The organism is Mucilaginibacter psychrotolerans, assembly GCF_004519315.1.
GTDB lineage: Bacteria > Bacteroidota > Bacteroidia > Sphingobacteriales > Sphingobacteriaceae > Mucilaginibacter > Mucilaginibacter psychrotolerans.
This window is the reverse complement of sequence record NZ_SOZE01000009.1, coordinates 29,522-52,161: the sequence shown is the minus strand read 5'-3', so window position 1 is coordinate 52,161 and position 22,640 is coordinate 29,522. Positions and strand designations below refer to the sequence as shown.

Annotated in this window: 24 protein-coding genes; 21 read left to right on the top strand and 3 right to left on the bottom strand. The window is 42.3% G+C overall.

Features of this window, described 5'->3' with window-relative positions; all coding sequences use genetic code 11:
• Positions 1-335 precede the first annotated feature (335 nt).
• Complete coding sequence (locus E2R66_RS11035; RefSeq protein ID WP_133230694.1) at positions 336-950, bottom strand: RNA polymerase sigma factor; 615 nt, start codon at positions 948-950, stop codon at positions 336-338.
• 458 nt (positions 951-1,408) lie between these two features.
• Here E2R66_RS11035 and E2R66_RS11030 point away from each other — a divergent pair, with 458 nt between their 5' ends.
• From E2R66_RS11030 to E2R66_RS11015, 4 genes are all read left to right on the top strand, one after another.
• Positions 1,409-1,744 (top strand): hypothetical protein, encoded by a 336-nt coding sequence (locus E2R66_RS11030; RefSeq protein ID WP_133230696.1) that lies wholly within the window; start codon positions 1,409-1,411, stop codon positions 1,742-1,744.
• Between the two features lie 113 nt (positions 1,745-1,857).
• Complete coding sequence (locus E2R66_RS11025) at positions 1,858-2,388, top strand: hypothetical protein (RefSeq protein WP_133230698.1); 531 nt, start codon at positions 1,858-1,860, stop codon at positions 2,386-2,388.
• Positions 2,389-2,399: 11 nt separating this feature from the next.
• Positions 2,400-2,678 (top strand): helix-turn-helix domain-containing protein, encoded by a 279-nt coding sequence (locus tag E2R66_RS11020; protein WP_133230700.1) that lies wholly within the window; start codon positions 2,400-2,402, stop codon positions 2,676-2,678.
• Positions 2,679-3,147: 469 nt separating this feature from the next.
• Positions 3,148-6,210, top strand: a complete 3,063-nt coding sequence (locus E2R66_RS11015; RefSeq protein ID WP_158288379.1) for a lantibiotic dehydratase — start codon at positions 3,148-3,150, stop codon at positions 6,208-6,210.
• Here the strand turns inward: E2R66_RS11015 and E2R66_RS11010 are convergent.
• The gene (locus E2R66_RS11010) at positions 6,193-6,924 is read right to left on the bottom strand and encodes a LytR/AlgR family response regulator transcription factor (RefSeq protein ID WP_133230704.1); all 732 of its coding nucleotides are present in this window, start codon (positions 6,922-6,924) and stop codon (positions 6,193-6,195) included. The two genes, E2R66_RS11015 and E2R66_RS11010, sit on opposite strands and share 18 nt — an antisense overlap.
• Positions 6,921-8,012 (bottom strand): sensor histidine kinase, encoded by a 1,092-nt coding sequence (locus E2R66_RS11005; protein WP_158288378.1) that lies wholly within the window; start codon positions 8,010-8,012, stop codon positions 6,921-6,923. The genes E2R66_RS11010 and E2R66_RS11005 overlap by 4 nt, the downstream gene beginning before the upstream one ends.
• Positions 8,013-8,110: 98 nt before the next feature.
• On the opposite strand from E2R66_RS11005, the gene E2R66_RS11000 reads away from it, so the two are divergent.
• The 17 genes from E2R66_RS11000 to E2R66_RS10915 all read left to right on the top strand — a co-directional run bounded on the left by E2R66_RS11000 (position 8,111) and on the right by E2R66_RS10915 (position 22,626).
• On the top strand, positions 8,111-8,302 hold the full coding sequence (locus E2R66_RS11000; RefSeq protein WP_133230708.1) for a hypothetical protein: 192 nt from the start codon (positions 8,111-8,113) through the stop codon (positions 8,300-8,302).
• Positions 8,303-8,336: 34 nt separating this feature from the next.
• Positions 8,337-9,509 carry a hypothetical protein gene (locus E2R66_RS10995; RefSeq protein WP_133230710.1) on the top strand — a complete coding sequence of 391 codons (1,173 nt, stop codon included), beginning with the start codon at positions 8,337-8,339 and terminating at the stop codon, positions 9,507-9,509.
• Between the two features lie 273 nt (positions 9,510-9,782).
• Positions 9,783-10,463, top strand: a complete 681-nt coding sequence (locus E2R66_RS10990) for a hypothetical protein (RefSeq protein WP_133230712.1) — start codon at positions 9,783-9,785, stop codon at positions 10,461-10,463.
• Between the two features lie 450 nt (positions 10,464-10,913).
• Entirely contained in the window at positions 10,914-11,858 is a 945-nt protein-coding gene (locus E2R66_RS10985; protein ID WP_158288377.1) for a toprim domain-containing protein, read from the top strand.
• A 140-nt stretch (positions 11,859-11,998) separates the two neighbouring features.
• On the top strand, positions 11,999-12,499 hold the full coding sequence (locus tag E2R66_RS10980; protein WP_240049291.1) for a plasmid mobilization protein: 501 nt from the start codon (positions 11,999-12,001) through the stop codon (positions 12,497-12,499).
• Positions 12,500-12,922: 423 nt separating this feature from the next.
• Entirely contained in the window at positions 12,923-13,921 is a 999-nt protein-coding gene (locus tag E2R66_RS10975) for a relaxase/mobilization nuclease domain-containing protein (protein ID WP_133230716.1), read from the top strand.
• Positions 13,922-13,941: 20 nt separating this feature from the next.
• Positions 13,942-14,568, top strand: coding sequence for a ParA family protein (locus E2R66_RS10970; RefSeq protein WP_133230718.1), 627 nt, complete (start codon positions 13,942-13,944; stop codon positions 14,566-14,568).
• Positions 14,556-14,915, top strand: coding sequence for a hypothetical protein (locus E2R66_RS10965; protein ID WP_133230720.1), 360 nt, complete (start codon positions 14,556-14,558; stop codon positions 14,913-14,915). The genes E2R66_RS10970 and E2R66_RS10965 overlap by 13 nt, the downstream gene beginning before the upstream one ends.
• Positions 14,912-15,196: a hypothetical protein gene (locus tag E2R66_RS10960; protein ID WP_133230722.1), complete on the top strand. Its 285-nt coding sequence runs from the start codon at positions 14,912-14,914 to the stop codon at positions 15,194-15,196. Before E2R66_RS10965 ends, E2R66_RS10960 begins: the two co-directional genes overlap by 4 nt.
• 2 nt (positions 15,197-15,198) lie before the next feature.
• A complete protein-coding gene (locus E2R66_RS10955) occupies positions 15,199-15,489 on the top strand; it encodes a DUF4134 family protein (RefSeq protein ID WP_133230724.1) in 291 nt (96 codons plus the stop codon).
• A 212-nt stretch (positions 15,490-15,701) separates the two neighbouring features.
• Positions 15,702-16,007, top strand: a complete 306-nt coding sequence (locus tag E2R66_RS10950; RefSeq protein WP_133230726.1) for a DUF4134 domain-containing protein — start codon at positions 15,702-15,704, stop codon at positions 16,005-16,007.
• A 264-nt stretch (positions 16,008-16,271) separates the two neighbouring features.
• Positions 16,272-18,695 carry a TraG family conjugative transposon ATPase gene (locus E2R66_RS10940; RefSeq protein ID WP_133230730.1) on the top strand — a complete coding sequence of 808 codons (2,424 nt, stop codon included), beginning with the start codon at positions 16,272-16,274 and terminating at the stop codon, positions 18,693-18,695.
• Positions 18,692-19,372 (top strand): hypothetical protein, encoded by a 681-nt coding sequence (locus E2R66_RS10935; RefSeq protein WP_240049290.1) that lies wholly within the window; start codon positions 18,692-18,694, stop codon positions 19,370-19,372. Before E2R66_RS10940 ends, E2R66_RS10935 begins: the two co-directional genes overlap by 4 nt.
• A complete protein-coding gene (locus tag E2R66_RS10930; protein ID WP_133230732.1) occupies positions 19,369-20,034 on the top strand; it encodes a hypothetical protein in 666 nt (221 codons plus the stop codon). Before E2R66_RS10935 ends, E2R66_RS10930 begins: the two co-directional genes overlap by 4 nt.
• Entirely contained in the window at positions 20,031-20,696 is a 666-nt protein-coding gene (locus E2R66_RS10925; protein WP_133230734.1) for a hypothetical protein, read from the top strand. Before E2R66_RS10930 ends, E2R66_RS10925 begins: the two co-directional genes overlap by 4 nt.
• Positions 20,693-21,472, top strand: a complete 780-nt coding sequence (locus E2R66_RS10920; protein ID WP_133230736.1) for a hypothetical protein — start codon at positions 20,693-20,695, stop codon at positions 21,470-21,472. The genes E2R66_RS10925 and E2R66_RS10920 overlap by 4 nt, the downstream gene beginning before the upstream one ends.
• The gene (locus tag E2R66_RS10915; protein ID WP_133230738.1) at positions 21,469-22,626 is read left to right on the top strand and encodes a plasmid transfer protein; all 1,158 of its coding nucleotides are present in this window, start codon (positions 21,469-21,471) and stop codon (positions 22,624-22,626) included. The genes E2R66_RS10920 and E2R66_RS10915 overlap by 4 nt, the downstream gene beginning before the upstream one ends.
• The last annotated feature ends 14 nt before the right edge of the window (positions 22,627-22,640 follow it).

Sequence of the window (22,640 nt, the reverse complement as noted above, 5' to 3'; positions counted from 1 at the left end):
CTAAATAAGGGATGTGATGAACAATAATATTTAATCTGATCATCATATAAATTTATCCTCTATTGTATAATCAACAAAGGATAACTGAACATTATCACGAGGAAACGATGCCATGCATCGGCCTTTAACGTTATATGGCCATTTTGTGCCGGGGCCATTCAGTATAACTTACAGTTGCGTTAATCTTATATTTGACCGAAGTACCTTACAGAAGAGATTTTATATTATTTGCAGCCATTCTATGTTTTACGACCGTTATTTAATTATCTATAACGTTCAAAGTAATTTTAAATATGTTTAACTGCTTATGGCAAGCTGCGTTTCGGCAAACAGTGTCATAAATGGTTCAGGATCTGTATCGTAAAAATTAACATTGCTAAATCCTGTTTTGAAAAGTATAGCTTAACATCCTTATTAGCCTTCACAATTTGGTTACGTATAGTTGAAGTAGCTATACCTAATTCATGACTTACTTCTTCATAGCTTTTACCTTCTAATTTACACAAAGTGTAGATAAGTTTTCTTTGAGGAGCAAGGCTTTCTATAGCCAGTTGCAATAGCTCGTGATTTTCTTTATTAATTATGGTTTCTTCCGCAAAAGTGTCGAAGGCGGTTGATGATAGGACCAGGCGTTCGATTAATCGCTTATCCTTAGCCATTTTACGAAAATGCCCGTAAACCAAATTTTCAGCAATTTTATATAGATAAGATTTGAATGAGGTGTCCAGTTTAATATTGTGTCTGTTCTCCCAAATTTTAAGAAAAAGATCTTGTAATAACTCCTGTGCAATATCTTCCTCTTTTACCAGTCGCAATATATTTCTGTATAGTTGATGACTATAAAGATCGTAGATGCTGGTAAAAGCAAGCTCGCTTCCTTTTTGAAGCTGCTGAAGTAAAAGGTTTAAACTCTCTTTCTCCTTCTCATGTATGTTAACTTCATTGCTCATTGTCACTGGTTTTATAAAACCTCGACAAGTCGCACCCATTGTCCCCCCGAAAGGGGCCAGGCCACTCTTGATTAACACACGACAGACCGCGTAGGATCGGCAGAGTACAATTTTCTTAAGAATATTGTACAATTATTACCCGAAGGCAACACTGGGAAGCTAAATCGCAAGTAGGCCTGGTACCCCGTAATAAATTACAGGGAATATTACCAGGCGCTCACTTGTCCTCTATGCTTCCATTAGAATTCCTACGTTCGTGTGGTTAGCGAGGCTCTTTGTGAGCACCTCAATTACTCAGAATGGGTGCTGCAAAAATATCTATTTCATTTCTTTTTTATGATTATATCCTTTACAAGAGTAAATATAATAAAATTAACTTACACATGTGTAATTATATAATTACACATGTGTAAGTTATAAAAGACATGTTTATAGTTTCTTCCGATTTTGTTTAAATCATGGCAATTGGAGAAGATAAGAGTAATCTTAAAGCACATCAAAAAGACAAAGATTTAGCAATAATAAAAACTGCATTTGAGAACGGGAAAATTGAAAAGATGAGCGATTTGGAAAAACTTAGCTCAACGAAAATTGCGTTTTTAGCCGGAATTAACCAAGGGCGATATGCCTCGAAATTATTTCATCCCGAAAAATTTTCGATACCTGAAATTATAAGGATATCGATCGTCTTAGAATTAGATGAGAGTTTTATATTGAAAGTGATAAAAAAACAACTCTTAAAAATTGAAATGGAAACAGTTCTTAAGAATAAAACGAAATACTTAAACCGGTAAAACTAAATAGCTTTAAATCCTTTCGTTAAGATAACTCTATTGCTATTGCTAAGAAGATTGTGCTTTAGTAAATTATGCAATATCTTGTCTTGGATTTGTAAATTAACTTATAAGTGAATATCTTTACATTGGAAGTCTGGGACGACGAGGGAAGGAAATGTACGTTTTACACTGTACGTTGGGACGATGCCAGTGAAAATGAAACAGATAAGTTCTTTAATAAATACAATACTATTCCGGAGTTAAAAACAGCGACCCAGCAAATGTTGAGTTTTGTGCTTGATAGCTTGGGCGATGATCATGGTGCAATCGATGCTTTATTTAACCGCCCTGAAAATGAGGTTACCGGTTTGCCAAATACGGGAAAAGTAACCGTAAAACAAGTATTGTTTGCCTATCCCAATTTCCCGCTACGGTTGTATGCTTTGCGGGTTAATAACCGGAACGATCTGGTAATTTTGTTTAACGGGGGCATTAAATCCGCCCAGACAAACCAGGCAAGCAAAGATATACATCTTAAATGGGTAGAAGCCTGCCAGTTTGCAAAACGTATTGAGGATGCGTTAAGTGATGGCGAAATTGTAATTGACGAAAGCAACAGAAGAATCATCTCTGCTAAGGGAGATAAGGAAATTTATTTATAACGATTAAGCATATGAGAAGTAAGGTAGCACAGCAGATACAGGATGAAACCCCACAGGAGGTGCGCATTTTTGTACGGCAATATACCGATATTGTGGTTCGCATTAACGAGATTATGCAAGAGAAAGGCTACACTCAAAAGGATCTGGCAGTAAAAATGAACAAGAAGCCTTCCGAGATCAATAAGTGGCTGAAGGGTAATCATAACCTGACCCTTAAAACCTTGGCTAAACTGGAAGCAGAATTAGGTGAGCAGCTTATATACACGTCCCGAGAGCATGCGCATGCTTAACGTCTGTCGATCCGGAATAGGCGGTATTTAAAAATATTTGGAATCCCCGGTACTTAATATACTGGGGATTTTATTTTTATACGAAATAGATGATGCGGATTTCGCCTCATCTATAGCTAACCTTACCGATTTCTATGCCAAGATGAGAATGAATCAAATTGTCCGTTTACTCGATGAGTTACATATTCGTTTGGGGAGGACACGGGAATAAGATGCATCCGGACGTTAAGGGTGAAATTATAGCGGAAATTATATCTGATGAGAAGGTGTTGGGTAGGAAATATACCGACGAAGACATTGCGAAAAGTACCTTTAAAATACTTTCAAAATATAACCCAGTGGCTAATGATTAACTATTGAAAATTGCTTTTTACTGTTGGTCTGTGTCAATAGTGTCATAATATGCCATAAGCCGATAAATTAATGTCGCAAAACGTATAAAGGATATCTACCCTTAATACTTATGGACATGAGAAACTACCACTTTTTTGGTGACTTGATTGTTAGAACTCCGTTCTTTAGTTACCTCGATTACACCCAGGTTAAGCTCAAAAAAATCATTAATGACCCTTATTTTCAGGAGGCGTTGTTCTTGGGCAGCCCTGGATTTTACAATATTCTTGCGGAAAAACATTTTGACAGCACCCTGTTAACCGAACGGGAAAAGATGAGTGTACAAAGGTATTTTAACCGGATGTGTTTCCGGCCTACACCATTCGGTAGTTTTTCATCCTTTTCATTGACCTCGTGGGGAAAAGACGAAACGATCGTACTTGATAACAAGCATACAGAACTCCATTTAAACGTAGACCAGGAAATTGTTAACCGCCTTGTTCCATTGCTGGTAAATGAGGACCCCGAACAAAACCAGTTTATCTGTAACCCGGCGCTGTATCAGTGGGGTAGGGATTTCAGGTTTATCTCCACTACCTATACTAACGATAAACGTAAAGTTTATTTTGACCTGGAGTCTATTGAAAATGATGAACTGACCAGAGCACTGTTCTCGTTTTGCCGGACAGTCTTTAGAAGCGGTAAAGAGATTATTACGCATATGATGAAACTATCCGGATGTACAACGGAAATAGCGAGGGATTACCTTCGATTTTTAATAGGTGCAGGCATCCTGATGCCGGATACAATTACCAACATCATAGGTAAAGATTACCTGCAACGGATATTAGACCAGCCCAATAAGGTATCTAATTTGAATGCCGTTCTTAAAGACATTAATGGTAATATGAAATCTATTAGCTTTCCTGATGTCGGACAATTAAAGGAACACGCGGATACAATATATAAGTTACTGCCTGGGTCGGGGGATCAAGATCCAGGACAAATGTTTTATGCCGGCCTCGAACGCGGTATCACCACAGGCTCGCTTTCAGTCATGATTCAAGATCAGCTTGTAGATGGGTTAAAAGCACTATCTGCTTTGGTAGCACCTGCGCAACCGGATATGCTTATTCAATTTATTAAAGACTTCAAAGTAAGGTATGAGAAGCAGAAGATACCCTTACTTCAAGCTGTTGACCCGGATATCGGAATTGGATACGGGCCTGGTACTAACTCCAATATAGATTCTGATCTTTTACGTTTTGTCAAATTTGGTGGGCGGAAAATAGATCAACAGCCTTTGGACTGGTCAGCGGTGCATCGGCTGCTAATGAAAAAATGGAATGACAGGGCAGCAGATCGAAGCCCAATCCTTTTAGATGAACTTGATTTGCAATCCTTATCAACAGATAATACAATCCCGTCCCCGCCAAGTATAGCTGCACTTTTCAGAACCACAGGCGATGGGATTTATCTGGAATCATTAGGCGGCGTTACAGCAACGGCATTGATCGGGCGATTCACTGCCTGGAATAAAGACATACACCGTTTAAGTAAAGAAATCGCGGCTGTAGAGCAGTTTGCAAATCCAGAAGTAACTTTTGCAGATATCGGCCAACTTTCTGAACCCCATGCCGATAACATCAATAGGCGGGAGCATGTTTACGCTTATGAAATACCCATAAATGTTATTTCAACTTTAGACATGGATCATCAAATCCCACTATCGGACCTATTGATTTATGTAGTAGGCGATAAGCTTGTTTTAGAATCGCTGACGCAACAAAAAGTGGTCATTCCGCGCCTGACTTCCGCCTATAATTATAGCCGTAATAACCTGGCTATATTTCGATTGCTCTGTGATTTGCAGTATCAGGGAATCCAGGGAAGTTATGCCTTTTCATTAGCTAACTACTTTCCGGGGATGGCCTACTACCCAAGAGTAGTATATAAGCAGACTATTTTAAGTCCGGCTACCTGGTATCTTTCAACGCAGGATCTGAAAGAATTGCAGCACTTATCACGCGATGATTCAACTGCAAAATTCCGTAGTATTATTGAGCAACTTAAACTCCCTGATATTGTAGCGTTGAGCAAGTTTGATCAGCAACTTGTTTTCAATATTGGTAATGAAACGGAAATCATATTTTTAGTGGATTGCCTGAAGGGAGGCGAACAGGCGGTTCTACAGGAGTTTTTCCTGCCGAATGACCAAACTGTTCAAACCGAGCAAGGTAAACCTTTATGTAATCAATTCATTTCTTTTCTCTGCAAGCGTGAAGCGGTTTATTCGGGTTTGCCGAACAGAAAAGATATTTCTGGGCTCAAAAAGCAAAAGGAGTATATCGTCGGAAGCAAATGGCTTTATCTGAAATTATACTGCAATCCGGCTATAGCTAACGATGTGCTAACGAAGAAATTATTGCCTCTGTTGAAGAACCTGGATCAGTCTGAGCTACAATCGTGGTTCTTTATACGATACAGGGACCCGGGTTATCACATACGATTACGCCTGAAAATTAAGGAAACAGCAGCGGGTACTGTGTTGACTAAATTTAAAAGGCGGCTGTCAAAATCAGTTAGTTACCATTTGATCCGGGAATATCAGGCCGACACGTATCGAAGGGAGATGGAAAGGTATGGTGATGACATGATCGAATTGATTGAGTATTATTTTTACGGAAGCAGTGAACTGGTTGCTCAGTATATTAAATTGGTGAGAAAAAGGACATTTATCTATAGTTATCACAGTATAGCGTTCGTTTCCGTTTATGAATTATTGATCCGTTTTCTTCCGGACATAACCGAGCGAATATCATTTCTTGAAAAAATGGTAGAACTGTTTTACGCAGAGTTTGCTACTGATAAATCGCTAAAGATTGATCTGGATCAAAAATACAGGGAGCTGAAAACAGAAATCATATCATTGATCACGAATGAGACATATTATCATCAACTCCGTCTGTTACCCTATGCTGAGTTATTCAGTAATGGAATCCAAAACATTCTGAAACGCGTAATAGCATTCAGTTCCAAAAGGAAGCATCAATTACTGGCGGATATGGTTCATATGCACCTGAACCGGATCTTCGTCGATAAACAGCGTAATCAGGAATTGATTGTATATTATTGCCTTTTTAAATATCAGCTAGCTGTCAGGGCAATGACGAATAACAAGTCAAAACCTCCTGCGTGATTTAAGTAGCAGTTCATTCATTTTTTCAAGGAATGTGTCTTTATAAAACCTGCCCAGATTTAGACTTATATCGTCTTCCAATATAACCCTCGTTTGTTCAACCGTCTTGATCCGGTCTGTATTAATGATAAATGATTGGTGTACCCTGGTAAAATGGTCCATGGGCAGGTACTGTTCAATTTCATTTATCGTTAAATACGGCATGACATATCCTGATGTAAGGTGGATTTTGATATAGTTTTGGGCACCTTCTACATATAATATATCATTAATGGTGACCTTGACCATTTTTCCTTTAGTTTCCGTTTTAACGAAAAAGAAGTCTCTTTTTTTCTGTTGACTAGCTTCGGCCTTTTTTACATCTCGCTGGACACGTTGAACGCTCCTCCAGAAACGTGGATAACTGATCGGCTTTAACAAAAAGTCAAACGCTTCTTTTTCAAAAGCTTCTAAAGCAAACTCCTGAAAGGAAGTCGTAAAAATGATCTTCGTGTAAAGATTTGCCATTTCAGCAAATTCCATCCCGGAAAGTTCCGGCATTTCTACATCTAAAAATGTAATGTCCGGGGGATTAGTGCCGGTTACTTCATTCAGTGCGATTAGTGGGTTAGTTGAAAATCCTTGTAGTTCGAGACCGTCAGTTTGATCGATATAAGACAAAAGCATTTCAACCGAATGGTATTCGTCATCGATTACATAGCATTTTAAATTCATAGCTGCATCATTAGTTCAACGCCAAAACTGTCCTCCTCATCTCTAATATTAAGTTTATAATGGTGCTGGTAGCTATAGTCTAAACGCTTGATAACGTTTTTTATGCCTATAGATCGTAAACGTTTTTTCTCCGGCTGATGTTTTTTTAAATTCCAACTTGCAAATCTCAGTTCGTTTTGCGCGTTGATCGTAATGTGCAATTTTGCTTCACCTTCCTTCTTTTTCATGTATCCGTGCTTGAAAATATTTTCAGTCAGCGTCAACAGTATTAAAGGAATGATTTGCGCGCTTTCCATATCCCCGGCTACCTGAAAATCTATATACAGTTCATAATCAAACCGAAGCTGGTTGAGTTCGATAAAATTTTGTATCTGAGCGATTTCTTTTGCTAAATTGGTTTTCCCGCTGATACTAACTTCATCCAGCGAAAACCGCATAATATCAACGAGCAATAAAACACATTGAGAAGCCTCACGGGATTGCTTATAATAAGTGTTATGGATAAATGTCAGGGTATTGAACAATAAATGGGGACTGATCTGTTGCTGGAGATAGGCGTTCATTGCCTCCGCTAAGTTTCTCTCTAATTCCGCTTTTTCTTTAAGGGTTTTAAGCTGGATTGTTTCAGTATTATGCACACGGTTTCTAAACATTAGAACCCGTAGAATAGCCAAATAAAGTGAACTACAGCCCAAAAATGATATTCCGCGGTAAATATTGGGAAGCAATAATGTTTTAATATAGACAGTTTGACTTGGGATCTTATCTATCGAAAAGGCCAAAACAGTATCTATAGCATATTTAAGTACCAGGTAAATGAACAACTCCAGGATCATCATCACGGGAATCACAAAATAAGACCTGCCGGACTTAATCGCAAAAGGGAGGACAACATGGGCATTGAAATAAAACAATAACACATTTAATCCATAGTAACAGATATAGTTTTGCAAAGGTGCAAAAGCACCGATGCTAAACCTTGCAAAACTAACTTCATAAATGATAAAAATAACCCATCCGGCAAAATGCTTCAGGAGCAGTTTGTAATCCAATTTTTTGAATAAGCCTATTCTCAATTGTAATCCCATTGTCATTGCCGGTTATGTGTCTACTGCATCATGTCATGCGTGTAACAAAGTTGCTGTACCCTATTGATTACTCCTAATTTGAGTAAAAAGCAACTGATATGAAAAATATAATAGCAAAAAAAATCAATAAAAAGATCAATAAGTTACATCGCTTCAATGATCTGATAGATGGCAATTCCGCGGAAACGACTGTAGGTGACCCAACTAATACAACAATTACCGTATTAACTACCGTCAGCGGGCAAACACATTTCGGCAAGCCACAAAGGGAAGCGAACATAAGGTTCTAATAATTAGGTAATTCCAGAATTAAAATTTGATACTATGCTTAAGGACGAATTAAAAATGCTGGCCACCATGGCGGCTGGTTTTCCCGGCATGATAGACAAATCTGAAGTGTTGTCGACTGCCTATTTGACCGCGCAGGAAACCCATATAAAGGAGGAATGTCAGCGGATAAAGAAAGTCTGGACGGGGCTGCTATTCAGTCAGGTAAAGGATTATGTTCTTCGACGATATATAGCTTTTCAGCAACAGGTCATCCTGGAAAAGACAGATTTTATTCATAAGCTGATCGGATCTGCTAACGATAATGGCTTGACAGAAGATGATGCACTTTTGAGAATACCATTGCTATTACAGGTGTGCCTGCTGGATTTAAGAAATTTCCAGTTACAATATTTCCATTCTTATGTCGATCAGAACGGAAAAATACCGGATGCTATAACGCCATCCGTAAGGAAAAAAATGGCTGAGTTAGCGGAAGAGTTAAGCGCCGGCTTGGAAAATATCGAAATAGATCCAGGACTTAAGGTTTGTTTAATGGATTATCTGGGAGGTATCATTAACACAGATAGCAAAGCTTTGCTTAGTTATCGTGCAGCTGAATATTTGACGACTTTTACAGAGACGTTGCAGGGCACCGTTGCTTTCGTTGGTAGCGCAGATCTTACACACAGCATCATTGAGGCATTATTCTATATAAACTTTAATCACCTTGACTTTTGCCAGTGGTATCAGGACGATGTATTGAACAAAAAGTTCATGTTGCGTGCGGAAGACCAAGGGCCAATGTTGATGAAACAGCTACTCTTACTCAAAACTATGCCGGTAATGACGACTACCGCATTTGATCCAAATGTTGCTGCGGTTCATATTCAGCTGGACCTTTGGTTGAACGAGGTTATCCGTCAAGAACATTTTACGGCCAACGGCGATGAACGCGAAATTCCAGACAAGTTAGAATTAAAGCTTACTGTAGCTCAAATGGCATTGTTGGTCAGATTGTTATATGAGGAAGGAGTCTTTACGATGAAAAATATTACTGCCATATTGAAGTTTTTTTCTACTCACTTCATGAGTAAAAAACAGGAAAGTATATCTTATGGCAGTATGAATAAATTATACTATAGCGGCGATCAGTTTACAGGCTATGCGGTAAGGGAGCTACTATTGAAAATGGTGTCAAAAGTCAATAAAATGTTTTTTCCAAAATAAAAATAAGTTGATTAAAGATAAATCCGTCAGCAACTTTCCAAGAGGTCTATTTTATCACAAAAGTTGGACAATCGGACAAAGTATATCTATGAAAAGCGTACACAGCATATATTATCTTTGATTCTAAAGATCACTTCGCATGAGCAGCTGAGCTTACTTCGTTAGCGCATTAAATCCTTATGCAATCAGGGTATTTCCCCTTTGAAGCAGTTCAACCATGATGAATTTTTGCTGTAGTTTAAAGTTGCTATAGGGAAATTTGAGGAGGTGGTTATGTACAATAAAGGTAAGAAGCAAGGCTATCCTTATGCCTGGCTGGACGAAGTAATAGAGGTAACGCTAAACCCAAAAAAAGCAAATGTTTCTGAGCTGGGAATACAACAATTATTATCGATTGAAAGCAAATTCGATCAGGAATTGCAAAATGTTCTAAAGAATCTGAAATCGGTCACTTTTTACCTTTTTTCACCAAAGAAAATCAAAGCAATCGTAACCCATTTCTACGATTCGCTGCGCTTGCTGGAACAGCAGGCTATGGAAAATCTGGCAGGCTACGTTGATAACCAGCCATTAGCGGCAACAGGCGAAAACCTGGTACTTTCCCTCCAAAATACTGCTGCAGCTTTAAAAAAAAGATACGGCAAATATGTTATTGATAAGTTTACTGAAGACCTTGTTACTCCAAAGCAGCCAATAGTCATCTCCAAAATACTCTGTAAGCTGAGCGTCGACCAAATCGGGATTATCCTGAAAGCCGCAGACGATGCCAAGCTCATCATAGCCAGTTCCATCAGCGTTATTTTTCGATCTATCGTACCCTTTCTTTCCACGGAAAACATGAAAAATATATCTTGGAACAGTATGCGAAAAAGCACTTATCATATTGAGCAGATTGATAAAGAAGTCGCCATAGCAACGCTGGAAAAGCTGATCCTGATTATTAAGGATTACTGAATCATTTCTGCGATCTCTTTCAAAGCCGCCTCATAAGGGCGGTTTTTTTGTTTGTCGCCAAAAGAAAAGTTTTTTTATTGATGATAATCGCCTGTAAATCAATAGGGTGCAAGGGTGCAATTTGGGGTGCAATAAAAAGTTGAACTTTTTGGGCAACTCAAAACACGGTTGCTTTGCCACATGATCTCCGGTTAGCCGGATGGAATACGAAAGTTATTTGACATGTGGGGATGAAACATTATCCGGCGGGGAGCCGGAAATTTTGCGAAGGTAAGCGTAAAGCCGCAACCCGAGAGCGCAAAGGCAGGCGAGAGCCCGGATCGTAGGATCTGACGCGAGTAATCCCGAATATCTGCCGGCAGAAGTGAATTAATCGGGATCGTTACCCGCTGCCGGTACTATCGTCAATCGACGCTTTTCATGCATTTAACTTCTAAACAATTATATTTTATGGCTAATTTATTAACTGCAAAAGAGCTCAAAGAACAGGCATCTATTGTTGGCCTGCTGAGCCGCTTAGGTTATCAGCCAGTATTTAAACGGGGACGGGAAAGAATGTACATCAGTATGTTAAGGGACAATGACTCCCAACCCTCCCTAAGTGTCAACGATGACCTGGGTGTCTGGTTCGACCATGGTACTGGCAAAGGTGGCAACATTATTGATTTCGGGCTGGCCTACTGGAAAAATCTAAATTTTAACGAGGTCATCAAAAAAATTCAGGAGGCCTGTGCGATGGAAACAGGGGAGGCCAGGATAATCCGCCCGCGTAAAGCCACAAAATTACCGCACTACATTGTTCATCAGGTGAAACCGTTAGGTACGCACCCGGCAATAACCGAATACCTGAAAAACCGCGGCGTTTATGAAGCCGCCGAAAAATGCCTGAAAGAGGTATATTATTATGTGGAGGATGATAAAGGTGTTCGTAAACAATTCTTCGCTGCCGGCTGGCAAAATGAAAATTCCGGCTGGGAAGTTCGGAACAAATACTTTAAAGGCTGCATGGGGCATAAGGGAATCACCGTGTTGGAGGCTAATGCTAAAAAGGCGGCGGTATTTGAAGGTTATATCAATTACCTGAGTTGGCGGACGGATAATCCTTTAGCTGATCATAGCATCATTGTTTTAAACACGCTATCCCTTTTACAAGCGGGTATCAATAAAGCAAAGATGTATTCGAGCCTGGATGTTTATTTTGACCGCGATAAGCAAGGCTTTTTAGCTACAAAGGACTTTATCAAAGCGCTACCTTATGCAACAGACCGTTCATCGGTATACGATGGGTACAATGATTATAACGACAAAATAAAAGTGCTTCATCATGCGCTTTTGTCGGCGGAAAGAAAAACTGATACGTTCTTTTCTGGTGTCAGGGTTCCATTTTCCAGGTAGGTGATGGCAAACTAAGGTCCGTCGAAATCTGCAGATCGCCGGGCACAAATACCCGACGAGCCATTGTCTAACTATTTGTTCAATCCCTGACAATTAGCAAAATGGTGGTTCAACTGCCTTTTTGATAAGCCAAAAAGCCGTTGTTTTTACAACGGCAAGATGTCTTTTTGTTACACAAAAAGTCTCTTGCCCTCCCGGGGGGAGGTAAAAAACTCGCAACTCGTTTTTCTATGGGTGACCTTAAAAAGTTAAGTGGCAGGCCTAAAATGGCGGGGGGCAAAAAGACCAAATTTATTAATGTCAGATTTACTGATGACGAATATGAAGTGGTTGTGGCTTTAGAAAAGGAACTGGGTACGTCTAAAACTGACCTGATCAGGATGCGGGTTTTATCAGATGCCAAACAAGCGGTTATCAATTCAAAAGAACTAATTAAACATCTGGATAACATTGGTGCTGAGGTTGGCCGCGTTGGGAATAATATCAACCAATTAGCACGGCACGCCAATGTGCTGAAATTACAAGGTTCGTTGAATCCGATAGTCATCGATAGGTTTAACCGCCTGTTTGAAGAATATCTGCAAATACAACAAGCACTTGAAGCTGCTTTACGTAAAATACTTCGGGCCATGGCTAATTAAATTTGGAGGCCCATCCAGGGCCTTGTGATACATCGGTACGCTGATTGGAAGATCAAACGATGTAAAGAAGGAACGTTACCCAGATCAACGGTTAATAAGATCTACCGATAGTCAGATAGTGTGATTTCCTGATACGCAGTCACAAGGATAGGTCGATACCTTGATCATAAGGTATACCGATAGATCGAGGCCAAGATACAGTGATAGGTCGATCTTTAGATAAGCTGATCATAGGCTATTAGGTTCTCTTGATAGGTTGATATATGGATGAAGCGAGACTGTAATCTACTGTTCAACTGATTTGGTGATAGCCAGATCATATGATCCCTCGATAGACTGATTGTTTGATATATCGGTCTTATGATACACAGTTATCCGGATAGCCTAATATATGATGCCAACAAATACAGCTATTAGGTACCAATGATCGCACATATCCTTAAAAAACCATCGATAACTTTTGCAGGTGTTCAATACAATACTAATAAAGTTGACCGTAATACGGGGGAATTAATGCTGATCGCCAATTTCGGGCCTCTCCAGGCTTTAAATAACCCCAGGCCACAGGATCTGGTCAACTATCTACAGGTGCTTGCGGCACAACACAGAAACAAAGGCCTGAAGAACACGCAGTTTCATGCTGTAATTTCTGCAAATGGCCGAAATTACAATAAACACGAACTGACGAAAGCAGCGGTGATGTGGCTGAAAGAAATGAAGTACGGTGAGCAACCCTACCTCATAGTATTTCATAAAGACACGGAAAATCATCACTTACACGTAGTCTCTTCAAGGGTAGACCGGCAGGGTAAATTAATCGACCGGGACTATGAACATGTACGTTCGGTCCGCAGCCTGGATAAAGTATTAGGCTACACATTTGCTTTACAATACCAATTTAGCACCAAAGCGCAATTCTATTTAATTCTTGAAAACCAGGGTTACCTCGGCAGGGATTATCTCCATGAGAAAAAACTTGCCAGTAAAATAGCAGGTTATGTTCCGGATAAAACCCGCATGGCTGAGCTCAAGGAACTCTTTCTAAAGGAAAGGCACGACCCGGCTTTCATTCAGCGTATGCACGACCGATATCAGGTAGACATTATCCTGCATGGCGCTGATGGTAAAAAGCCCTATGGCTATACCGTAATTGATCATGCGACCAAACGGGTTTTAAAAGGAAGCGAGATCTTAAGCCTTAAATATTTGCTTGATGAGAACATCGAATATATTCCGCCGAAACAGCGTGATCTTATTACGCTTAGCGATTTGAACAAGGATGATTCCCTTACTTATTCTTACGAATATCAATCCGAACCGGTGCATATCCAGCCGGTAATGATTGCCGACGATATTGATGACCAGCAGGTGCTGGGTATGAAACGCAGGCGGCAGAAGAAAGCACGCACTAACACCCGATAAGGGAAAAACCATGAATAATTATGATATGTCTATTTGGAAACCAAAAAGGTGGCGTAGGAAAAAGTACGCTCACCGTCCTATCAGGGAATTACCTGAGCCTGGCTAAGGATTGGCCGGTAATCCTCATTGATATGGACTACCAGCAGTCCATATCTCAAAAATACGAAAAAGCCAAAGTGCTGGAAAATGAGGAACCTTACGAGGTATTACCCGCTAACCTGGACAGCTTTCCGGTACTTGGCCCGGTCCTGGCCAAAAACAAAAAAGATGCGGTGCTCATTGACCTACCCGGTAAGCTGGATGATGACGGGCTTATACCTGTTTTTAAGATCGCCGACCTGGTGATCTGCCCTTTTGCTTACGATGAGTTCACCTTCGAATCCACCGTGTTATTTACCGTGGTGCTCAAAAAAGTAAATCCTAAAGTGGACGTGATCTTCGTTCCTAACCGGATCAAAGCGAATGTAAAATTCGAGATCATGAGCGAAGTGAATGAGCAGCTTTCCCGTTTCGGCAAAATAACGCCGCCTATTCCTGACCGGATCGACTTTCAGCGCATCACCACTTTTCATACACCCCTTTCTTTATATCCGGTGATCACGCCGGTATTCGAAGAAATATTTGCCGACTACTTATGGAAAAAATAAAATCACTGGCTGATCAGCTCCGCGAAAAAATGGTCAGGCCCGGCGAAAAGCAGGCAAGTGAGCAACAGAACCCGCCTGATGATATCCAGGGGAAAGCAAAGAAAAAGGCCGATAAGATCATGGAATCGACCATACTCAAAGCCATGATTGCTTATGACAATAGTGACTGCAAAAGCATGGCGCATATCCGGCTGGATAAACAGACGCTCGATCTAATGAACAAGTTTAAGATGGCCACCAATGTGGACGTGACCAAATTTGTCGCCTTTGCCGTGAAACACTTCTTTGATTCCTACCCGGAGCTGAAAACCATTATTAAACAATTTATTCAAAACACAGACTTATGACCTGGATGAAATTTGCCGTCTGGCTATTTGGCTTCTACACTTTGTACTACGCCGCCATCATCTTTTGGGATCAATTGCGCAGTAAGCGCGCCCATACCCAACAAGATAAACATGAACTCACTTTTGTGGAGGACATTGAACCGATTAGATCACATATAGAGGAATCCGCTGCAAATGATACCGGGTCTTCCATCGCCTCTTCAGGCGGCGTAAGCCTCAAACAAATGTTTAACCTTGCCCGGGAAGAAGTGATCGAATACACCAGGGCAGTTAGTTTTTAGCCATGAAATGGTTCCTGACTGCGTGTTGCTGCCTCGGTTGGTTAGCAGCTATGGCACAACCCGGCATCGCCGAGATGCAGCAGGCCAAACAGGATCTGACAGCTTCTTTCTTCTCCGCTTTTGATTGTTCCCTCGTCATCGCCACTTTAGTGGGTTTGAATGGCGCATTGAAGATCTATCACAACGCGCAAATGGGGAAAGACCGCGTCGATTCAGATGTTGCTGCCTGGTTTTTTGCCGCCATTTTTATTACCCTCGCGGGTGCTTTCTTAAGGGCGTTGTTCGGAATCTGAACGCCTTTATTCTTCGCTTCTTCTCCGGAAGCTATAAAAGATTTCCGTCTCATAATTAATCACGTTGACCTAATGGACAAACGCTGATTAACTCCATCCCGTTCGGGTTAAAGAACTGGGGCATATGTCGTGATCTGAATGCCCTTTAATGATAACCAGCCGTCTCCCGGCAGGCTTTAAAAGATCTCCGCCTATATTTTTTCTCCTATTTAATGTTTTCAAAAACCAAAAAGTTTTGGGCTTCAGCCGTATTGCTGGCCCTGTCAATTCCCGTATTCGCCCAAAGCGGCGTTAATGGCCTGAACACGGCCACATCCACACTCAAAACCTACGTAGCACCGGTTACCAATATCACCCTCGTGATAGGTGGCATCGTTGGAATTGTTGGTGCCATTCGCGTCTACTCTAAGTGGAACAGCGGTGACCAGGATATCAACAAAGAGCTGATGGGATGGGGTGGCTCATGCGTTTTCCTGGTGGTATCCGCATTGGTGATCAAAGCTTTCTTCGGCTTATAATGGCCAGAAAGTATCCAGTATATAAGGGGCTTCAGCGGCCCCTTATATTCAAAGGGTTCAAAGGCAAATTCATTTACTGGGGGATTGCCTCCCTTTTAACCGGTCTCGTTTTTGGCGCGTTAACCATGTCACTGGTCAATATGTGGCTGGGTGCCGTTGTGCTTATCGGATCTATTGTCGGCGGATTACTATTCACAGCCGGTAAGCAAAAAGGCGGCCTTCATTCCAAGAGCCGCACTTCTAACATTTACATTTTAAATCATTATGGCCGTAAAAACCTTATTTAACATTCCCTATGCAGGGGTGGATAAGGATGGTGAATACGATCTGCTTATCGGGCTAAACGGTGAATGTTCGGTTGTCATTCAAATGGTCAACCCCGTCACCCGTTTTTCCGCTTATCCGGCCGGTTACGATGAGTTTCACCATTTACTCAACAACGTCGTCAAAATTCTGGGCGACGGCTATTTGCTCCAAAAACAGGATATCATTAGCCGTGCACCCTACAGGGCGGGCGCTGCTACAGAATATCTCCAGCAAAAATATAACGAACACTTTAACGGAAGGGAATGCCTGCAGGTAACTACTTACCTGACGATTACCCGGCAGGTTAAAAAAGGCGCGTTTTATGTGTACAACAGCCGGGTGCTGTCAGAATTCAGGCAAGCGGTTGGCAAAGTACTCGATATCATTCCATCGGCATCAGCGCTAAATGAAGCCAGGCTGAACCGGCTGGTGCTCCAAATGCTTAGTATGAATTTTGGCAAGCCCAATATTGTACTGAATAACCTGGCCCCGTCAGAAACGGAGATCCGGATTGGTGATAAGGTTGTCCGGAATATCAGTTTGGTGAACATCGACAGCATCGATCTTCCGCCGGATGTTGCAACCCATATCGAGCTGAACGAAAAGGAAAGCATGCGGGGATTTCCGGTGGACTTTCTTTCATTCCTGTTTAAAGTTCCCGGCGTGGATGTGATCGTATTTAATCAGGTCATTGAAATCCCCAATCAGGTCACCACCCTGAGAAAATTGGAACAAAAGAAAAAGCGCCATGCTGGTATACCTGATCCCGCCAACCTACTCTGTGTGGAGGATATTGACCAGTTGCTGGTGGATGTGGCCAGGGAAAACCAGCTATTAGTAAATTGCCACTTCAATATCGTGGTGACAGCTCCGGTTGCCGCCATCCAGAAAGCGGTTAATTTCATTGAAAGTTCGCTTTTTCAATTAGGGATCATCCCCAGTAGTAACGCTTATAACCAGCTCGAATTATTTAGAACTGCACTCCCGGGAAACGGCGTTGAATTGAAAGAGTACGATTGGTTCCTGACCACTTGTGATGCAGCTCTTTGTTTCTTCTTTAAAGAATCACTGCCACAGGACGAGCCATCTGATTTCCTCCTTCGTTTTACCGACCGTCAGGGAATCCCTGTTGGCATGGACCCGGCTGACCTGCCGATGCGGACGGGCCGGATCAATAACCGGAATAAGTTTGTTTTAGGGCCCAGCGGCTCGGGGAAGAGCTTTTTTATGAATGCGCTGATCGAACAGTACATGCTTTATAACATGGACATGGTGATCGTTGACACAGGGCATTCCTATTCCGGGCTTTGTTCTTATTACCAGGGCAAGTATATCACCTATACTGATAAAACACCGATCACAATGAACCCTTTCCGGATCACCGAGGAGGAGTATAATATCGAAAAGAAAGACTTTTTATGTACCCTGATCGGGGTGGCCTGGAAAGGCGCCGAAGGTGCCTTCAGCGCGGTTGAAAGAGATGTGGTGGCCAACGTGATCAGCGGTTATTACAGTCTGTCCTTTGCTGAAAGCACGGAGCTAAACTTTAATACTTTTTACGAATTCGCACTGGTTAAGATCCCGGAGATCAAGGCTGAAGAGAAGATCATTTTTGATTTTGATGAGTTCCGGTATGTGCTTAAAAAATTTTATAAAGGCGGTGAATTTGCACCTATTTTAAACAAGGAAGCAGATAAATCGCTGTTCACCGAACGCTTTATTGTGTTCGAAATCGATTCGATCAAGGAGCATAAGATTTTATTTCCAATCGTCACGCTCATCATCATGGATGTCTTCATTCAGAAGATGCGCTACCGATCCGACAAGCGTAAGGCCTTGGTTGTAGAAGAAGCCTGGAAAGCCATAGCCAGTCCTTTAATGGCTGGTTACCTGCTTTATCTGTATAAAACGGTCAGGAAATTTTGGGGCGAAGCTATTGTAGTAACCCAGGAACTGGGTGACATCATTGGAAATGCGGTGGTAAAGGATAGTATTATTAATAACTCCGACACCATTTGCCTGCTTGACCAAACCAAATTTAAAGACAATTACAACGATATCGCAGCCCTGCTGTCGATCAATGAAACCGAACGGCGTAAGATCTTTACCATAAACCAACTTGATAATACCGAAGGTCGCGGCAGGTTTAAAGAAGTTTACATCCGCCGGGGGGCCGTTGGTGAAGTTTACGGGGTTGAAGTATCCCTTCAGCAGTATCTGACCTATACGACCGAAAAACCCGAAAAATCTGCGGTGGAAAGCTACACCAATCGATTCGGTTCTTATCCGGAAGGCCTTGACACCTTTATCAGGGACTTTAAAGCCAGCGGAAAATCTTTGCCGGCTTTTATTACACAGGTTAATCAATATCAATCCCCATGAGCGTTAAAATTTTCATCGTTTCAATTTTAGGATTTGCCCTGAGATTGTTCACTACTACCGTTATAGCACAAACTCTCACCGTTGATCCTGCGGTTTCCGCTGCCATCGCGGTTAATTCAGGTATCATCAACGGCCAATTAAATACCACCAATAATAAGCTTGACCTGATACAGAAAGGCCAGTTGGCTGTAAGCGGCCAGCTGGTCATCGTTAATAATCTTCAAAACAGGATCTACCAGGGTTTAAGTCAGGTCGCTTCTGTCATCAACAACCTGGTCACCATTAAAGAGATCGCCCAGTGCGGTTCCGACATCATTACGGATGTGGAATCATCGGTTAAATTAGCAAAGTCAGATCCCGTGCTTTTACTGTTTGCTGAACAAGGCGCCCGTGATTTTCAAACCAGGGCGGTCACTCTTGCCGCCGACGTTAGTGCCTTTGTATTGAAAGGTGGAAACAATAACCTGATGGATTCGGGTGAAAGGGGAAAGCTCCTCAACCATATCGCTGATGAAATGCGCATTCTTCGGGGTATCGCCTATGGGATGAACAGGGCCATGTACTGGGCCAAGATAAACGGAATATTCCGGTCGCTTAATCCCTGGTCCGAATGGCAGAATCAGGACGTGAGGATCGCTAATGAAGTTTTAACCAATGCTAAATACCTGAAGCCATGAAGTTAAAAATTATGTTAATAGCCGTGGCTATGATAACTTCTTCAGGTTTGTTTGCGCAACAGAAAATTCTTGACATACCCGCCCTTCATCAATTAGTTGCCGAGTCCGAATCCGAAAATAAATTACAGGTCAAGGCCAAAAATCAGCAGGCGCTGGCTACCGCCAACGAACAGGCTAACCTTACCTTGCTGGATAAGATGAAAGCGACTTATCGGACACTACAGCAGCGTTACAATACGCTTGGAACGGCCATCAACCTTGCTGATATCGGCATTTATGCCACACCCATGGTTAGCCGGATCGTCAGTAACCAGGCACAGATCATCCAATTGGTTCAAAAGAACCCGGCACTGATCGCCATCGGTTACCAGTCGTCCCTGCAGTTTGCGGCCCAGGCAAAAAGCCTGGTAGCTTATGTTACCGGTTTAACGCTGTCTTTAGGGGATATTAATCAGCTCAAAGCAGCAGACCGCAAAATGCTGTTTGACTACGTGATTTCGGAACTAAGCAATATTCAGAATTTGTCCGGCAATATGTTGAGCATGATGCAATACTCCAGCATTGCCGCCCTATTAAGAGCTGCAAATCCGTTCCAAAATTTTATTGACGCCGATAAAGCGATTGCCGGAGAGATCATTCAAAACGCCAGATACCTCAAATGAAAATTTTACTTACCACCATAGTGCTGCTATGTGATTTATCCGCTCTTATGGCACAGCAATATGTTATCGATTACCAGCACCTCATCGCCGTTACGCAAAATGGCGTGGTGCGCAGCGGTGCTGAATCCACCCATGAGCAATACCTCAGTAAGATCAATAACAATATCACCGACCTGAATACCAACGTAGGTTCGGTCGTATTAGCGCAGACCATCATCTATGAAGGCCTGGCAAATGTAAATTCAGCATTAAAAGATGGCCTTGCCGTTAAAAACATGGCAGTTATCATCGCCGATATGACCAGCTATATTAATCAGGCACTGGCTTTGGCCAAAAGTGAACCGTACCTGCTTGTCGTCGCTAATGATCTGGCAGCGGAAATGCGAACCCGGTCGTTAGCCCTGGTCAGCGATGTTTCAGGGTATATCCTGAAAGATGGTGATAATGTCCTGGCGGATTATAATTCGCGGGACCAACTTCTACGTAAGGTCACCCAGCAACTACAGATCCTGGATGGCCTTGCTTATGGCGCATGGAAGTCCATGTACTGGGCAAAGCAACGCGGCCTTTTGGCCACCCTGACCCCGTTTCCCGATTATATCAACCGGGATAAAATCTTTGTCAGCCAGATCATCCAAAACGCAAAATATTTACGCCAATGAAAATCTTAATTCCGATCAGTTTAATGCTGTTCGCCCTGATCCACCGATCTTTCGCGCAAACCCTCGCCAGCGACCAGGCCGTCCGCTACCAGCAGGAGCGCATGGTTTACCTGCAATGGGACCAGAACAAATTCACACCCAAGGCGGGCTTTTTAAGTCTGAACCCTTATTACTGGTTAACATGGGGCCTCTTTCATCCGAACTATCACAAAAACGATCTGCGGCCGCTAAGCGCGACAGGGCCGCAAACGCAGCGCCTGGCTCTGGTCGGTGCCATGAACAGTACGGATAACAAATACAAACTCCAATCCGATACCGTACGGAACACCGCGCTTTCCGAGATCGCCAATCAATCCGGGCTAATTACCGATGCAGACCCGCTATGGCAACTCTATTACCGTAACGAATTGAAGCCTGATTTGGACAACTCTTATGCTTCCATTTTAAGCGGCCTATCTCCGCAGGTGAGTTCTAAACTTGTTTCCGAGGGTTTATATGCCTGGTATAAAAATGAGCTGGATATGCTCAAAGAAAGGGTTCAGGCAGCGCACTCCACAACCATGGACCGCGGCTCACGGATTGTCGCCTATCATCGTCTGCTTATGGAATACCGCACCCTTGCCGGTGTCTGGGCCATACGTACTTCTTCTGCCCAGGCCACGCTAAATATGACCGCGCAGCAGCAAAAATTAAAGACGGGACAAATAACCGTCAGCGAATGGACACCACAAACAGATATCCAGATCGCCCGGAAAGTTTTACAACACGTACAATGAAAAAAAAATTCACCTTACTGCTGCTGCTTACCTGTTGTATCACGGTAGCTTTTGCCCAGACCGGCAGCAGCCCTGATAATTCCAAAACCTTGCAATTCCTGCAGGGTGACGGTGTATATGAACAGGGTGTGATGGTCTTCTTGAAAGGGCTGAAAGAATCCGTCTGGTCTCATTTTGACCTTTTTATTACCGACGCCAAGGCTTTATCTGCCATATTTATGATCATTTTCTTTGCCATTAAATCCTATGAAATGATGGTTGGTGATAAACAGTTAGAGGTGATGCCCTTGCTTCGGCCTTTTGGCTTAGCGATGATCATCCTGTGGTGGGGACCATTTGTCAAAATGATCGCTTTTCCTACTGACCTGGTGACCAATCAGACGGAGCAAATGTTTAATAGCGAACAAACGATCGTAAACAATCTTCGCCTCAACCGCTCCAGTCTGATGTTGGCCGTAGCGAATTCTTTATATACTTACCAGGCGCAAACGGAAGTTGCCGAAAAGGAAAGTGATACCTGGTACGGGCAGGCCTGGGATTCTGTCACCAGCACGGTGAAACAGGGAATAAGCTCTGTGGTATCACCCTTACTGGAATTAAAGAACCGCCTGACCGTTGGCATGCAACTGCTGTTTACCCAGCTATTGGAATTATTAGGCATTTGGATCTTGCGTTTAGCGGTCTACATCATCTTTATGATCCAGATCATTTATTCAACGATCCTCATTATCCTTGGGCCGTTTGCCGTTGCGGTTAGTATCCTTCCCGCATTTCGGGACAGCTTCAGCACATGGGTGGCCCGCTTTATATCGGTGAACCTTTACAGCGGTATTGCATACCTCATTATGTACCTGACTGGCTTGATGCAGGAATACGCGCTAACTTCTGAGATCAGCAAATACAAAGAGCTTGTCGGTGAAAACGGGTTAAGCGCTAATTTGGAGAAAATGGCCTGGTTTGCGGGCAACGGCATTCTTTCTTTCGGAACTGTGATTATAGTTTTCATGATCGGTGCCATCTGTATGTTCACGGTACCCAGCATTTCCACATGGATCATTTCCACCTCGGGTATTAGTTCTGCTACCTCTACTTTCGGCCGGAGCGCCGGCACTGTCGCAAGCATGGCCAGGAAAGCCACCGGAAGCTTTTTCTGATTAATTTTCTTGCG

Bases quoted from the DNA above. Each gene is read 5' to 3' on its own strand.
- E2R66_RS10955 (WP_133230724.1), top strand. From the start codon at position 15,199: ATGAAATGGTTCCTGACTGCGTGTTGCTGCCTCGGTTGGTTAGCAGCT.
- E2R66_RS11035 (WP_133230694.1), bottom strand. From the start codon at position 950: ATGAGCAATGAAGTTAACATACATGAGAAGGAGAAAGAGAGTTTAAAC.
- E2R66_RS10960 (WP_133230722.1), top strand. From the start codon at position 14,912: ATGACCTGGATGAAATTTGCCGTCTGGCTATTTGGCTTCTACACTTTG.
- E2R66_RS10940 (WP_133230730.1), top strand. From the start codon at position 16,272: ATGGCCGTAAAAACCTTATTTAACATTCCCTATGCAGGGGTGGATAAG.
- E2R66_RS10915 (WP_133230738.1), top strand. From the start codon at position 21,469: ATGAAAAAAAAATTCACCTTACTGCTGCTGCTTACCTGTTGTATCACG.
- E2R66_RS10930 (WP_133230732.1), top strand. From the start codon at position 19,369: ATGAAGTTAAAAATTATGTTAATAGCCGTGGCTATGATAACTTCTTCA.
- E2R66_RS11030 (WP_133230696.1), top strand. From the start codon at position 1,409: ATGGCAATTGGAGAAGATAAGAGTAATCTTAAAGCACATCAAAAAGAC.
- E2R66_RS11020 (WP_133230700.1), top strand. From the start codon at position 2,400: ATGAGAAGTAAGGTAGCACAGCAGATACAGGATGAAACCCCACAGGAG.
- E2R66_RS10995 (WP_133230710.1), top strand. From the start codon at position 8,337: ATGCTTAAGGACGAATTAAAAATGCTGGCCACCATGGCGGCTGGTTTT.
- E2R66_RS10965 (WP_133230720.1), top strand. From the start codon at position 14,556: ATGGAAAAAATAAAATCACTGGCTGATCAGCTCCGCGAAAAAATGGTC.
- E2R66_RS10920 (WP_133230736.1), top strand. From the start codon at position 20,693: ATGAAAATCTTAATTCCGATCAGTTTAATGCTGTTCGCCCTGATCCAC.
- E2R66_RS10925 (WP_133230734.1), top strand. From the start codon at position 20,031: ATGAAAATTTTACTTACCACCATAGTGCTGCTATGTGATTTATCCGCT.
- E2R66_RS10970 (WP_133230718.1), top strand. From the start codon at position 13,942: ATGATATGTCTATTTGGAAACCAAAAAGGTGGCGTAGGAAAAAGTACG.
- E2R66_RS10990 (WP_133230712.1), top strand. From the start codon at position 9,783: ATGTACAATAAAGGTAAGAAGCAAGGCTATCCTTATGCCTGGCTGGAC.
- E2R66_RS10950 (WP_133230726.1), top strand. From the start codon at position 15,702: ATGTTTTCAAAAACCAAAAAGTTTTGGGCTTCAGCCGTATTGCTGGCC.
- E2R66_RS11010 (WP_133230704.1), bottom strand. From the start codon at position 6,924: ATGAATTTAAAATGCTATGTAATCGATGACGAATACCATTCGGTTGAA.
- E2R66_RS10935 (WP_240049290.1), top strand. From the start codon at position 18,692: ATGAGCGTTAAAATTTTCATCGTTTCAATTTTAGGATTTGCCCTGAGA.
- E2R66_RS11000 (WP_133230708.1), top strand. From the start codon at position 8,111: ATGAAAAATATAATAGCAAAAAAAATCAATAAAAAGATCAATAAGTTA.
- E2R66_RS11015 (WP_158288379.1), top strand. From the start codon at position 3,148: ATGAGAAACTACCACTTTTTTGGTGACTTGATTGTTAGAACTCCGTTC.
- E2R66_RS11005 (WP_158288378.1), bottom strand. From the start codon at position 8,012: ATGGGATTACAATTGAGAATAGGCTTATTCAAAAAATTGGATTACAAA.
- E2R66_RS10975 (WP_133230716.1), top strand. From the start codon at position 12,923: ATGATCGCACATATCCTTAAAAAACCATCGATAACTTTTGCAGGTGTT.
- E2R66_RS10985 (WP_158288377.1), top strand. From the start codon at position 10,914: ATGGCTAATTTATTAACTGCAAAAGAGCTCAAAGAACAGGCATCTATT.